13 protein-coding genes are annotated in these 13,134 nt (G+C 58.1%); 10 read left to right on the top strand and 3 right to left on the bottom strand.

Features of this window, described 5'->3' with window-relative positions; translation table 11 throughout:
• Positions 1 to 124 precede the first annotated feature (124 nt).
• The gene (locus AB7M26_RS01570) at positions 125 to 892 is read left to right on the top strand and encodes an FCD domain-containing protein (protein ID WP_123498866.1); all 768 of its coding nucleotides are present in this window, start codon (positions 125 to 127) and stop codon (positions 890 to 892) included.
• Positions 893 to 1,039: 147 nt separating this feature from the next.
• Here the strand turns inward: AB7M26_RS01570 and smpB are convergent, their stop codons facing one another.
• Positions 1,040 to 1,522 carry an SsrA-binding protein SmpB gene (smpB, locus tag AB7M26_RS01565; protein WP_007900551.1) on the bottom strand — a complete coding sequence of 161 codons (483 nt, stop codon included), beginning with the start codon at positions 1,520 to 1,522 and terminating at the stop codon, positions 1,040 to 1,042.
• A 118-nt stretch (positions 1,523 to 1,640) separates the two neighbouring features.
• Here smpB and AB7M26_RS01560 point away from each other — a divergent pair, with 118 nt between their 5' ends.
• The 3 genes from AB7M26_RS01560 to AB7M26_RS01550 are packed head-to-tail and all read left to right on the top strand — an operon-like array spanning position 1,641 to position 3,793.
• Positions 1,641 to 3,044, top strand: coding sequence for a sodium-dependent transporter (locus AB7M26_RS01560; RefSeq protein ID WP_123498868.1), 1,404 nt, complete (start codon positions 1,641 to 1,643; stop codon positions 3,042 to 3,044).
• Positions 3,045 to 3,051: 7 nt separating this feature from the next.
• Complete coding sequence (locus AB7M26_RS01555; protein ID WP_123498870.1) at positions 3,052 to 3,486, top strand: type II toxin-antitoxin system RatA family toxin; 435 nt, start codon at positions 3,052 to 3,054, stop codon at positions 3,484 to 3,486.
• On the top strand, positions 3,479 to 3,793 hold the full coding sequence (locus tag AB7M26_RS01550; RefSeq protein ID WP_123498872.1) for an RnfH family protein: 315 nt from the start codon (positions 3,479 to 3,481) through the stop codon (positions 3,791 to 3,793). The genes AB7M26_RS01555 and AB7M26_RS01550 overlap by 8 nt, the downstream gene beginning before the upstream one ends.
• A gap of 61 nt (positions 3,794 to 3,854) precedes the next feature.
• On the opposite strand, the gene AB7M26_RS01545 is transcribed toward AB7M26_RS01550, so the two are convergent.
• Positions 3,855 to 4,382, bottom strand: coding sequence for an outer membrane protein assembly factor BamE (locus tag AB7M26_RS01545; protein WP_123498874.1), 528 nt, complete (start codon positions 4,380 to 4,382; stop codon positions 3,855 to 3,857).
• A gap of 97 nt (positions 4,383 to 4,479) precedes the next feature.
• Here AB7M26_RS01545 and fur point away from each other — a divergent pair, with 97 nt between their 5' ends.
• Complete coding sequence (gene fur / locus AB7M26_RS01540; RefSeq protein WP_003197684.1) at positions 4,480 to 4,884, top strand: ferric iron uptake transcriptional regulator; 405 nt, start codon at positions 4,480 to 4,482, stop codon at positions 4,882 to 4,884.
• Positions 4,885 to 4,959: 75 nt separating this feature from the next.
• Here fur and recN read toward each other — a convergent pair whose 3' ends face one another.
• Positions 4,960 to 6,633 (bottom strand): DNA repair protein RecN, encoded by a 1,674-nt coding sequence (gene recN, locus AB7M26_RS01535; RefSeq protein ID WP_007900533.1) that lies wholly within the window; start codon positions 6,631 to 6,633, stop codon positions 4,960 to 4,962.
• A 241-nt stretch (positions 6,634 to 6,874) separates the two neighbouring features.
• Between recN and grpE the strand changes: the two genes are divergently transcribed.
• The 5 genes from grpE (at position 6,875) to carA (ending at position 13,095) form a co-directional block, all read left to right on the top strand.
• A complete protein-coding gene (grpE, locus tag AB7M26_RS01530; protein WP_007900531.1) occupies positions 6,875 to 7,441 on the top strand; it encodes a nucleotide exchange factor GrpE in 567 nt (188 codons plus the stop codon).
• A 102-nt stretch (positions 7,442 to 7,543) separates the two neighbouring features.
• Complete coding sequence (dnaK, locus tag AB7M26_RS01525; protein ID WP_007900530.1) at positions 7,544 to 9,460, top strand: molecular chaperone DnaK; 1,917 nt, start codon at positions 7,544 to 7,546, stop codon at positions 9,458 to 9,460.
• A gap of 298 nt (positions 9,461 to 9,758) precedes the next feature.
• Positions 9,759 to 10,883, top strand: coding sequence for a molecular chaperone DnaJ (dnaJ, locus tag AB7M26_RS01520; RefSeq protein ID WP_008067198.1), 1,125 nt, complete (start codon positions 9,759 to 9,761; stop codon positions 10,881 to 10,883).
• 9 nt (positions 10,884 to 10,892) lie between these two features.
• The gene (gene dapB / locus AB7M26_RS01515) at positions 10,893 to 11,699 is read left to right on the top strand and encodes a 4-hydroxy-tetrahydrodipicolinate reductase (RefSeq protein WP_123498876.1); all 807 of its coding nucleotides are present in this window, start codon (positions 10,893 to 10,895) and stop codon (positions 11,697 to 11,699) included.
• Positions 11,700 to 11,958: 259 nt separating this feature from the next.
• Positions 11,959 to 13,095 (top strand): glutamine-hydrolyzing carbamoyl-phosphate synthase small subunit, encoded by a 1,137-nt coding sequence (gene carA / locus AB7M26_RS01510; RefSeq protein WP_123498878.1) that lies wholly within the window; start codon positions 11,959 to 11,961, stop codon positions 13,093 to 13,095.
• The last annotated feature ends 39 nt before the right edge of the window (positions 13,096 to 13,134 follow it).

Below are 13,134 nucleotides of genomic sequence, written 5' to 3'. Positions count from 1 at the left end.
CGAATGAGCGGTGCAGAACGCATCTGATCTGTTCGATCAAACATCGTCTGGTAGGTGCTGGTACAGCGCCAATAGGCCAGAATAGAGAGCCCGGCGAGCCGCCGGGATCGTGGAGAATTGAGTGATGGGGTTTGATCAGATTCGGCAGCGCCGTTTGTCTGACGATATTGTCGAGCAACTCGAGGGGATGATCCTCGAGGGCACATTGAAGGCTGGCGAACGCTTGCCGGCAGAGCGCGCGCTGGCCGAGCAGTTCGGCGTATCACGCCCTTCGTTGCGCGAAGCGATTCAGAAACTGACGGCCAAAGGGCTGCTGGTCAGTCGTCAGGGCGGCGGTAACTATGTGGTGGAATCCCTGGGTTCGACGTTCAGTGACCCGCTGTTGCATCTGCTGGAAAGTAACCCCGAGGCCCAGCGCGATTTGCTGGAGTTTCGTCATACGCTGGAAGCCTCCTGTGCTTACTACGCGGCATTGCGCGCGACTGATGTGGATCGCGAGCGGCTGACGGCGGCATTCGACGAGTTGCAGGACTGCTATTCGCGTCATGACGAAGTGAGTCGGCTGGAAGAGGGCGCGGCGGACGCAAAATTTCACTTGGCGATCGCCGAAGCCAGTCATAACGCAGTGTTGCTACACACCATCCGTGGGCTGTTCGACCTGCTCAAGCGCAACGTGGTGACCAACATTGGCGGCATGTACAAACAGCGTTCAGAAACCCGCGATATGCTGATTGCGCAGCACAGAGAATTGTACCTGGCGATTATCGAAGGAAAGGCGGAGCAGGCGCGGGAGGTTTCCAGTCGACACATTCTGTATGTGCAGGAAGTGTTGGAAGAGGTGCGTCAGGAAGTGCAGCGCGTGGCTCGGGCGGAGCGGCGCAAGGGGATGTAGTCAGCTTCTCTGTGGCGAGGGAACTTGCTCCCGCTGGGGCGCGAAGCGGCCCCTAGGCCAGCACCGTAAAGCAGATCGTTTACGACTGCTTCGCAGCCGAGCGGGAGCAAGCTCCCTCGCCACAAAAGCCGCGATCAGGCAGGAAAATTAATCTTCCTTACCCTTGTTTCGCACCGCCCGCTGCAACTCACGACCGGCGTCGCGTTCGCGTTCGGTATCACGCTTGTCGTATTCCTTCTTGCCCTTGCCTAAAGCGATCTCGCACTTGACCATGTGCTTGCTCCAGTACCAGGACAGGCATACGCAGGCGTAACCTTTTTGCTGCACGGCAGCGGCCAGCTTTTCCAGCTCCCGCCGGTTGAGCAGCAATTTTCGGGTGCGGGTCGGATCGGCGATGACGTGGGTGCTGGCAGTCATCAGCGGCGTAATGTGGCTGCCGAGCAGCCAGGCTTCGCCATCCTTGAGCAGCACGTAACTGTCAACCAGTTGTAGCTTGCTTGCCCGCAAACTTTTTACTTCCCAGCCGGCCAGGACCAGACCAGCCTCGAACTTATGCTCGATGAAGTAATCGTGTCGCGCCTTTTTGTTCTGCGCGATGGTCCCTGTTGGGTGTTTCTTCTGTTTAGCCATAGGGGCGGCATTATAGGGAGTTGCAAGCGAGTCGGCTACGGTATCGCTACGTGCTTGAGCAGGTTGATTGAATCCCGGACAATGCGGCCTCTTTTTTGAACGCTTGGGCGTGATAACGATGTCGACAGACAAGGTTTCTGTCCACGGCAGTTGGGCTAGCCGCTGGGTCTTCATACTCGCCGCGACCGGTTCGGCCGTGGGTTTGGGTAGTATCTGGAAATTCCCTTACATGGTCGGCGTCTACGGTGGCGGAGCCTTCGTGCTGATGTTCCTGACCTGTATCGCGCTGATCGGTGTGCCCGTGATGCTGGCCGAAACCCTGATCGGCCGCCGCGCACGGCAGAGCCCGGCCAATGCCTTGAAGGTCCTGGCGCTGGAAGCGGGGCATTCGGCGAAGTGGTCCTGGGGGGCGTTTGCCGGGATGATCACGGCGCTGCTGATTCTGTCTTTCTATAGTGTGGTCGGCGGCTGGTCGCTGGACTACATCATCGACATGGGGCGTGGCGACTTCCAGGGGGCGACGCCTGATCAGGTCGGCGCCTACTTCGGCAATGTGATCGCCGACCCATGGCGCCTGACACTTTGGCACACGATTTTCATGCTCCTCTCCGCCGTGGTGATCGCCAAAGGCGTGGTCGCCGGGCTGGAGCGCAGCCTGCGAATCATGATGCCGCTGCTGTTCGTGATGGTGATTGTCCTGCTGGGCTACAGCATGACCACCGGCCATTTCATGGAGGGCGTGCATTTCATGTTCGACTTCCACCCGGAAAAAGTGCTCGACGGCTTGCTGCCGGCCATGGGGCATGCGTTCTTCTCCCTGAGCGTGGGCGTCGGTTCGATCATGATCTACGGTGCTTACATGCCGAAGAGCTCGTCGATTTCCGGCACCATTGTCGGTGTGGCGCTGCTCGATACTTTCGTTTCCCTGGTGGCCGGTCTGGCATTGTTTCCGATTGTGTTCGCTGCCGGCCTGAACCCGAGCGAAGGCCCTGGCCTGATGTTCGTCAGCCTGCCATTTGCCTTTGGCAACGTAGCGTTCGGCCAATTGATGGGCGTAGTGTTCTTCGTGCTGGTAGCGATTGCGGCCTGGAGTTCGGCGATTTCCCTGCTCGAGCCAATGGTGGCTTACCTGGTTGAGCGTACGAAGATCAGTCGTGCCTGGGTTACCTTCTGGTTGGCATTCATCTGCTGGTTCGTCGGTCTGGGTACGGTGTTTTCCTTCAATATCTGGAAGCAAGCCAAGTTTTTCGTGAACGAAGGCGGGATGTTCCACCTCTATCAATGGGGAGCCTCCGGTGGTCTGGACTTCTTCGGTGTGATCGATTTCTTCACCTCGCGGATCATGTTGCCACTCGGTGGTTTGTGTTTCGTGGTGTTTGCGGGCTGGGTGATGGGGCGTGAAGCGGTGCGCGACGAATTGTCGATCCGCCGTCCGGTGCTGTTCGCCTTGTCCCTGTTCTTGATGCGCTATGTGGCGCCCATCGGCATTCTTGTAGTGTTTGCCGCCCAGCTGTGGAAGTAACGCTGACATGACGACACACATTCAACGTTCGGCCCTGCTGCCGTATCCGGCACAAGCGCTGTATGACCTGGTCAACGACGTGGCCCGCTATCCGGAATTCCTGCCGTGGTGCTCGTCGGCGCAAGTCCTGGAAAGCACCCCTGAGCTTATGCGAGCCAGCGTCGGCGTGGCCAAGGGTGGCCTGAGTCAGCATTTCGTGACGCGTAATACCCTGGTGCCCGGGCATTCTATCGAGATGAACCTCGAAGAAGGTCCGTTCAGCCAGTTGCATGGCATCTGGGTGTTCAAGCCGTTGGGCGAGAAGGCCTGCAAGATCAGTCTGGACTTGTCATTCGACTACTCGGGACCGCTGGTACGTGCGACGTTGGGGCCTTTGTTCAATCAGGCGGCGAATACGCTGATGGACGCGTTTTGCCAGCGTGCGAAACAGATGCATGGTTGAGGCAATGATCAAGGTCGAAGTGGTGTATGCCGCTGTTGATCGTCAGGTACTGCTGACCGTAACGGTGCCGGTGGGCGCAACGGTGCGAGATGCGTTGCTCAAATCCGGCCTGAACAGCGAATTTCCTGAGCTGGATCTAGCCAGTTGTCCGGTTGGGATCTTTGGCAAAGTGATCGCTGAGCCGGCCAATCGTCCGGTTCAGGCGGGGGATCGCCTCGAGATTTACCGGCCGTTGCTTGCCGATCCGAAAGAAGTTCGCCGGTTGCGCGCCGCCAAGGCGGCGGAGGCCAAAGCCCGGAATCAGTGATCCGGGTAAACGCCAGGCGATAAAAAACCCGGACATGCCGGGTTTTTTATTGCGTCGCAAATTATTGCGGCGAGGTTTCCAGCGGTTCTGGCGTCGGGACTGGAACGGTTTCCACGTTGTCCACGTCCTTCTGGATCTGATCCAGCAACGACCCAGGCTTGACCGGTTTTTCTGGCTTCGGCTTCTCGACATTTTCGGCAGGTGCGGTCACGGTAGTGTCGCTGTCCTTGCCGAGAATGGCTTCGTCGCGGCTCACGCCTGGCATGAAATCGCCAGAGAGGCTGACAAGTTGGTCATTTGGGTTGAAGATAACGCTAATGCGTTCCTGTTGGCGTTCACCGCCACCCGGTTGCAGGCTGTACAGATAATCCCAGCGATCGGCATGGAACGTGTCGGTCAGCAGAGGGTTGCCCATGATAAACCGTACTTGCCGGCGGGTCATTCCCGGGCGTAACTGGTCTATCATGTCCTGCGTGACGACATTGCCCTGCTGGATGTCGATTTTGTAAACCCCGGGGAATGAACAACCGGCGAGTGCGAGCAGTCCCACAAAGGTGAAACTGGTTAGCAAGAGCTTGGTGTTTTGCATCGGTGGGCGACTTCCACTATCTTGGCTGGGACAACGTAAACGCCGATCATACCCGCATTAAGAGAAGCTGCGAAGCAGCATCGCGAGAAAGCTGACCATGGTTGAAAATAGCGAACTACGCAAAGCCGGCCTCAAAGTGACCCTTCCACGGGTCAAAATTCTGCAAATGCTCGATTCCGCCGAGCAACGCCACATGAGTGCCGAGGATGTCTACAAGGCGCTGATGGAGGCTGGTGAGGACGTCGGTCTGGCCACGGTTTACCGTGTTCTGACCCAGTTCGAGGCAGCTGGCCTTGTGGTGCGGCACAACTTCGACGGAGGCCATGCGGTCTTCGAGCTGGACGACGGCAAGCATCACGACCATATGGTCAACGTCGAGACCAGTGAAGTGATCGAATTCTTCGACGAAGAAATCGAGCGGCTGCAGAAAGCAATCGTCGACAAGTATGGCTTCGAGATGGTTGATCACAATCTTGTGCTGTACGTGCGCAAGAAAAAGTAAGCATGTCGCGCGAACTTCAGGTTCGCGAAACGAACGAAGGCGACCCCAGGGTCGCCTTCGTGCTGTCTGCTGTTCTCAAATTTTCGCGGTAACGACCATCTTTTTCGCGTGAGCCAGTGATTCCTTGGTGAGGTCGATGCCGCCCAGCATCCGTGCCACTTCTTCAACGCGATCGGTCTTGCTCAGTTTTGAGACGGCCGTATGTGTGGCGTCTTCACCGCGGACCTTGTGTACAAATAGATGTTGATGCCCCTGCGCCGCCACTTGCGGCAAGTGAGTCACGGTCAGAACCTGCCCACGCTCCCCGAGCCGTCGCAGCAACTGGCCGACAATCTCGGCGGTCGGGCCGCCGATACCCACGTCCACTTCGTCGAACACCAGTGTCGGTACGCGGGAGGTCTGTGCAGTAATCACCTGAATCGCCAGGCTGATACGCGACAGTTCGCCACCCGACGCCACTTTTGCCAGGGCTTTCAATGGTTGCCCCGGGTTGGCGCTTACCAGCAGTTCTACTTGTTCGAGCCCATTGGGCAGCAGTTCGTCGCTGCTGTTGGGGCGCAGCTCGATGGTGAAGCGGCCGCCGGGCATGCCCAAACGCTGGATTTCCTGTTCCACGGCGCTGGCCAGGCTGCTTGAGGCTTGATGTCGCAGATCGCTCAGCTCCCGGGCCTTCTCCTGGTAATGGCGGGCGTAGGAGGCCAGCTCATCGCTCAGTCGTTCGATGGATTCGTCGTTGGCATTCAGGGTTTCGATTTCATCGAGTAGCTTCTGCTGCATCTCGGCGACCTCGGTCGGCTGGATGCGGTGTTTGCGCGCCAGGGTGTAGATGGCATCGAGGCGCTCTTCCAGGTATTGAAGGCGGGCCGGGTCGGCGTCGAAATTGTCAAGAAAGCGGTTCAGCTCGCCTACGGCTTCTTCAACCTGAATCTGTGCGCTGGTCAGCAGGCTGCTGGCTTCGCCCAAGGCGCCGATCGAATTGTTCACGCTCGATAGGCGATTAAGGCTGGCGGTCAGCGCGTTCAGTACGTTGCCGGAATCACTTTCGCTGCATTGTTCGACCACTTGCCGGCAAATGCCCAGCAGGGTTTCGGCGTTGGTCAGGTTCTTGTGTTCCTGTTCCAGCTGCTCCAGCTCGGTTTCGCCGAGGCCGAGGTTTTCCAGTTCTTCAAGTTGGTAGCTGAGCAACTGATGGCGGGCGCGCTGTTCGTCGCCGGAGTTGGAAAGGCGTTCCAGTTCCTGGCGGGTCTGGCGCCAGCGTTGGGCGGCCAATTGCACCTGGCGGGCTAGGTCTGTGGCACCGGCGTATTCGTCGAGCAGGCGGCGATGGGTATCGGTTTTGAGCAGGGATTGGTGTTCGTGCTGACTGTGGATATCGATCAGCAACTCGCCCAAGGCTTTCAGGTCGCCGAGGGGGCAGGGGGTGCCGTTGATATAGCCGCGGGATCGCCCTTCAGCGGTGATCACGCGGCGCAAAATGCACGGGCCGTCGTTTTCGAGGTCGCGCTCCGCCAGCCAGGCACTGGCTTCCGGGATGTCGACCAGATCGAAGGTGGCCAGGATATCGGCCTTGTCGGCGCCCGGGCGGACCACGCCGCTGTCGGCGCGATCGCCCAGGGTCAGGCCCAGGGCGTCGAGCATGATCGACTTGCCGGCGCCGGTTTCCCCTGTGATCACGCTCATCCCGCGATCGAGTTCGAGATCGAGATGTTCAACGATGGCGTAGTTATGTACGGACAGGTGCACCAGCATAAAGGCCGCTCCCAGGCTTTAGGTCTGGTTATTTATACAGTGTTTTGTTTCAGGCTGACAATGCCCTCTCTTAGGTCGATTTGCTTGATTTACGAAAATCCTTAGCGCAATGAGGAATGACAATGCATCTGTTTTTTGTAGGGTTAATCATCAAATAGCCCTTGAAGCTGAATTTTGCGGCCCCATATACCGGGGCAGAAGCGCGAGTTGAGCTCGCGGACGATATTGGAAGGAGAAATCTATGGCTGACGAACAGACAGTGGATACGCAAAATCTAGACGCCAACCAGGGCCCCGAGGCTTCGGGTGAAGACCTGGCGGCTCGTGTACAAGTGCTCGAAGAGCAATTGGCTGGTGCGCAGGATCAGGCTTTGCGTGTAGCCGCCGATCTGCAGAACGTCCGCCGCCGTGCCGAGCAGGACGTTGAAAAGGCTCACAAATTCGCCCTGGAAAAGTTCGCTGGCGACCTGCTGCCGATCATCGACAGCCTGGAGCGCGGCCTGGAGCTGTCCAACCCTGACGACGAAAACATTCGTCCGATGCGCGAAGGGATCGAGCTGACCCTGAAAATGTTCCAGGACACCCTGAAGCGCTATCACCTGGAAGCGATCGATCCTGAAGGCGAACCCTTCAATGCTTCGCATCATCAGGCGATGGCCATGCAGGAAAGCGCCGACGTCGAGCCAAACAGCGTGCTCAAGGTGTTTCAGAAGGGCTACCAGCTTCACGGTCGCCTGCTGCGCCCGGCCATGGTCGTGGTCAGCAAGGCACCTGCACCGGTTTCGCCTTCGATTGACGAGCAGGCTTGAAATTAGCCGCAAGGCCCCCATTTAGAAGTCAAGCGTTTAAGTGCTACCGCAGTCAGCCACCACTACTGCGGCATCCAAATCCAAAGTTTCGGGAGAGTGAACATGGGCAAAATTATCGGTATCGACCTGGGGACTACCAACTCCTGCGTCTCCGTGCTGGAAAACGGCAAAGCTAAAGTTATTGAAAACGCTGAAGGCGCGCGTACCACGCCGTCGATCATCGCTTATGCCAACGACGGTGAAATCCTGGTTGGCCAGTCGGCCAAGCGTCAGGCAGTGACCAATCCGCATAACACCCTGTACGCGGTGAAGCGTCTGATCGGTCGTCGTTTTGACGAAGAAGTCGTACAGAAAGACATCCAGATGGTCCCTTACAAGATCGTCAAGGCTGACAACAACGACGCCTGGGTTGAAGTGAACGGCCAGAAAATGGCGCCGCCACAAATTTCGGCTGAAATTCTGAAGAAAATGAAGAAGACCGCCGAAGACTACCTCGGCGAGCCAGTGACCGAAGCGGTGATCACCGTTCCGGCCTACTTCAACGACAGCCAGCGTCAAGCCACCAAAGACGCCGGCCGCATCGCGGGTCTGGACGTTAAACGTATCATCAACGAACCAACCGCAGCCGCACTGGCCTACGGTATGGACAAGGCCAAAGGCGATCACACCGTGATCGTTTACGACTTGGGCGGCGGTACTTTCGACGTTTCCGTGATCGAAATCGCTGAAGTTGATGGCGAGCATCAGTTCGAAGTGTTGGCCACCAACGGTGACACTTTCCTGGGTGGTGAAGACTTTGACATTCGTCTGATCGACTACCTCGTTGACGAGTTCAAGAAAGAAAGCGGCATGAACCTCAAGGGTGACCCGCTGGCCATGCAGCGCCTGAAAGAAGCCGCTGAGAAAGCCAAGATCGAACTGTCCTCGAGCCAGTCGACCGACGTGAACCTGCCGTACATCACTGCAGACGCTACCGGTCCTAAGCACTTGAACGTGAAAATCTCCCGCGCCAAGCTCGAAGCGCTGGTTGAAGACCTGGTTCAGCGCACCATCGAACCTTGCCGCATCGCGATGAAAGACGCCGGTATCGACGTTGGTTCGATCAACGACGTGATCCTGGTCGGCGGTCAGACCCGTATGCCACTGGTTCAGAAGCTGGTAACCGATTTCTTCGGTAAAGAAGCACGTAAAGACGTCAACCCTGACGAAGCTGTTGCCATGGGTGCTGCTATCCAGGGCGCGGTATTGGCTGGTGATGTGAAAGACGTTCTGCTGCTCGACGTCAGCCCGCTGACTCTGGGTATCGAAACCATGGGCGGCGTGATGACCGCGCTGATCGAGAAAAACACCACGATTCCTACCAAGAAATCGCAAGTGTTCTCGACTGCCGACGACAATCAGGGTGCAGTGACCATTCACGTCCTGCAAGGTGAGCGTAAGCAGGCCGCACAGAACAAGTCCCTGGGCAAGTTCGACCTGGCCGAGATTCCACCAGCACCACGTGGCGTGCCACAAATCGAAGTGACCTTCGACATCGACGCCAACGGCATCCTGCACGTCGGCGCGAAAGACAAGGCTACCGGCAAGACTCAGTCGATCGTGATCAAGGCCAACTCCGGTCTGTCCGAGGAAGAAATTCAGCAGATGGTTCGCGATGCTGAAGTGAACGCTGAAGAAGACCGCAAGTTCGAAGAGCTGGCCAGCGCTCGTAACCAAGGCGATGCCCTGGTTCACTCGACGCGCAAAATGGTCGCTGATGCTGGCGATAAAGTGAGCGCTGAAGAGAAGACTGCAATCGAAGCCGCTGTAGTTGCCCTGGAAACCGCCATCAAAGGCGACGACAAGGCCGCTATCGAAGCCAAGGTTGAAGAGCTTTCCAAAGTCTCCGCGCCAGTGGCTCAGAAGATGTACGCCGACCAGGCTCAGCCAGCTGAAGGCGCGGCACCGCACGACGAAAAAGCTGAAAAAGCTGACGACGTTGTCGATGCCGAGTTCGAAGAAGTCAAAGACCACAAGTAAGTTGTTGGTCGCCCGGTTGACTGCCTTCAGGCGGTGACTGGTAGGATGTCGCCGCGCGGGAGCTTGCTCCCGCGTTGGCGTGTCTGGAGTTAGCGAATTTTTACAGCATGCGACAACCGTTCGGGTGCTGATGGTATGGCCGGAAATGCTCCTGCTTTTCGAGTCGAAAGTACCGCATCGAATCAAAGACCAGGATCGTTGAATTGACGTGAGTTGGGTCCGGGCCTGTATTGGGGCTCAACGAGTTTGGCGAGGCTCAGGAGAGGTTTGCCGAACGTCCTTAAGAGTGCAAAGACTTATGGCAAAGCGTGACTATTACGAAGTATTGGGTGTTGAGCGTGGTTCAAGCGAAGCGGACCTGAAAAAGGCCTACCGTCGCCTGGCGATGAAGCATCACCCGGACCGTAATCCCGATGACAAAGCGTCGGAAGATATGTTCAAGGAGGCCAACGAGGCCTACGAAGTGCTGTCCGATTCCAGCAAGCGCGCAGCCTATGACCAATACGGTCATGCCGGTGTCGACCCGAGCATGGGTGGCGGCGGTGCCGGGTTTGGCGGTCAGAACTTCTCCGACATCTTTGGCGATGTCTTCAGTGACTTCTTCGGTGGCGGTCGCGGCGGTGCTCGTGGTGGCGCTCAGCGCGGCAGCGATCTGCGTTACACCCTGGAGCTGAACCTGGAAGAAGCGGTGCGCGGCACGACCGTGAATATCCGTGTTCCAACATTGGTCAACTGCAAGCCGTGCGATGGCTCGGGCGCCAAGAAAGGCTCCTCGCCGATCACGTGCCCGACGTGCGGCGGTATCGGTCAGGTACGCATGCAGCAGGGCTTCTTCTCGGTGCAGCAGACCTGCCCACGCTGCCATGGCCAAGGCAAGATCATTTCCGATCCGTGCGATTCCTGCCGCGGCGAAGGTCGTGTCGAAGAGTACAAGACCCTGTCGGTGAAAGTGCCGGCCGGTGTCGATACTGGCGACCGTATTCGCTTGTCTGGTGAGGGCGAGGCGGGTGCGCAGGGTGGTCCGACCGGAGACTTGTACGTGGTAATCAACGTGCGTGAGCACGCGATCTTCCAGCGTGACGGCAAGCACCTGTTCTGCGAAGTGCCAATCAGCTTCGTCGATGCAGCGCTGGGCGGCGAACTGGAGATTCCGACCCTTGATGGTCGGGTCAAGCTGAAGATTCCGGAAGGGACTCAGACCGGTAAGCAGTTCCGTGTTCGCGGCAAAGGCGTCGCGCCGGTTCGTGGTGGCGGTGCGGGTGACCTGATGTGTCGCGTGGCGGTCGAAACCCCGGTTAACCTGGGTCGTCGTCAGCGCGAATTGCTGGAGGAGTTGCGCAGCTCCCTGGCGGGTGACAACAGTCATTCGCCGAAAACCACCGGTTGGTTCGAAGGCGTGAAGCGCTTCTTCGGCGATTTGTAAGGAGTCGGCATGCGACGTATAGCTGTGATGGGCGCTGCCGGGCGCATGGGCAAGATTCTGGTCGAAGCGGTGCAGCAACGCGCGCCGCTGACCGGCCTGACGGCAGCCATTGTGCGCCCCGGCAGCACACTGATTGGCGTGGATGCCGGTGAGCTGGCATCGCTGGGGCGAATCGGTGTGCCGCTGTCCGGTAAGCTGGATGCGGTGGCCGATGAGTTCGATGTGTTGATCGACTTCACGCTCCCGGAAGTCATGCTGAAAAACCTGGAATTCTGCCGTAAAGCGGGCAAGTCCATGGTGATCGGCACCACGGGGCTGGACGCGGCGCAGAAGCAGTTGCTGGCCGAGGCGAGCAAGGATATTGCGATTGTGTTCGCGGCCAATTTCAGTGTTGGTGTAAATCTGTCGCTGAAGCTGCTCGACATGGCAGCTCGTGTGCTGGGCGATGACGCTGATATCGAAATCATCGAGGCTCATCATCGGCACAAGATCGACGCCCCTTCAGGCACGGCTCTGCGCATGGGCGAAGTGATCGCCAGTGCGCTGGATCGTGATCTGCAGAAGGTCGCGGTTTATGGTCGTGAAGGTCACACCGGTGTGCGTGAGCGTGAAACGATCGGCTTCGCGACTGTTCGCGGTGGTGATGTGGTCGGTGATCATACGGTGCTGTTCGCCTGTGAAGGCGAGCGACTGGAAATCACGCACAAGGCATCCAGTCGTATGACCTTCGCCAAGGGCGCGGTACGTGCTGCGTTGTGGCTGGACGGTCGTGAACCAGGCCTTTACGACATGCAAGACGTGCTCGACCTGCGGTAAGATGTGCCCGAAATCGGGTTCAAACTCAGCGTTTGAGCCCGGTTTTAAACTGCCAAGCGACGTCCTGTCGCATTCTCCGGCCTTTAGGGCTCATTGGCGGTAGACCAAAAATGCCTTTTTCTGTAAGCTACAGCTTTAGTGTGTCCACTAAAAGCGCGCAGAATAATTCGGTGAAGAAGCGGGGTGACGTGTCCATACGTCACTCCGCTTTTTTACAACCTGCGATCGCCCTTTCAGGCTTTATTTACGGGAGGTCTTCTTGACTAAGCCAGCCATACTCGCCCTTGCTGATGGCAGCATTTTTCGCGGCGAAGCCATTGGAGCCGACGGTCAAACCGTTGGTGAGGTGGTGTTCAACACCGCAATGACCGGCTATCAGGAAATCCTTACCGATCCTTCCTACGCCCAACAGATCGTTACCCTGACTTACCCGCACATCGGCAATACCGGCACCACGCCGGAAGACGCCGAGTCCGACCGCGTCTGGTCCGCTGGTCTGGTCATCCGTGACCTGCCACTGGTTGCGAGCAACTGGCGCAACACGATGTCTCTGTCCGACTACCTGAAAGCCAACAATGTGGTGGCAATCGCCGGTATCGACACTCGCCGCCTGACACGCATCCTGCGTGAGAAAGGCGTGCAGAATGGCTGCATCATGGCCGGTGACAACATTTCCGAAGCCGCCGCCATCGCCGCCGCTCAGGGTTTCCCTGGCCTTAAAGGCATGGACCTGGCGAAAGTCGTCAGCACCAAAGAGAAATACGAGTGGCGCTCGACTGTCTGGGACTTGAAAACCGACAGCCACGCGACCATCGACGCTTCCGATCTGCCGTACCACGTGGTTGCCTACGACTACGGCGTCAAGGTCAATATCCTGCGCATGCTGGTCGAGCGCGGCTGCCGCGTAACCGTGGTGCCTGCACAGACTCCGGCCGCCGAAGCGCTGGCACTGAAGCCTGACGGCGTGTTCCTGTCCAACGGCCCGGGCGACCCTGAGCCATGCGACTACGCGATCCAGGCAATCAAGGACGTGCTGGAAACCGAGATTCCGGTGTTCGGTATCTGCCTTGGTCACCAGCTGTTGGCTCTGGCCTCCGGCGCCAAGACCCTGAAAATGGGCCATGGCCACCACGGTGCCAACCACCCGGTCCAGGATCTGGACAGCGGTGTGGTGATGATCACCAGCCAGAACCACGGTTTTGCGGTAGACGAAGCGACCCTGCCAGGCAACGTTCGGGCGATCCACAAATCGCTGTTCGACGGTACCCTGCAAGGCATCGAGCGTACCGACAAGAGCGCCTTCAGCTTCCAGGGTCACCCTGAAGCCAGCCCTGGCCCGAACGACGTAGCGCCACTGTTTGATCGCTTCATCAACGAAATGGCCAAGCGACGCTAATCGCTCGCCCTGATGTAGCGAAGCCTGAGGGCGGTCCCG

The organism is Pseudomonas sp. F-14 TE3482 (assembly GCF_053629455.1).
The sequence above is the reverse complement of the archived record's forward strand: the minus strand, read 5'-3'. Positions and strand labels throughout refer to the sequence as shown.